At 53.8% G+C, this 277-nt stretch carries 1 rRNA gene; it reads left to right on the forward strand.

Going from position 1 to position 277, the window contains the following annotated elements:
- Window positions 1–239: ribosomal RNA gene (locus tag M3212_RS21850) — 16S ribosomal RNA — on the forward strand; the annotation flags it as partial.
- Window positions 240–277: the final 38 nt, after the last annotated feature.

Genomic DNA, 277 nt, shown 5'->3' on the forward strand with positions numbered 1-277 from the left:
GCCTGCATGAAGCCGGAATTGCTAGTAATCGCGGATCAGCATGCCGCGGTGAATACGTTCCCGGGCCTTGTACACACCGCCCGTCACACCACGAGAGTTTGTAACACCCGAAGTCGGTGGGGTAACCAAGAGCATTTGCAAAAATGCGTCGGAGCCAGCCGCCTAAGGTGGGACAGATGATTGGGGTGAAGTCGTAACAAGGTAGCCGTATCGGAAGGTGCGGCTGGATCACCTCCTTTCTATGGAGTTTATACTCTAATCGACGAACAACTTCGGT

This window comes from Halalkalibacter oceani (assembly GCF_023715705.1).
In the GTDB taxonomy this organism is placed as follows: Bacteria; Bacillota; Bacilli; order Bacillales; family Bacillaceae_D; genus Halalkalibacter; species Halalkalibacter oceani_A.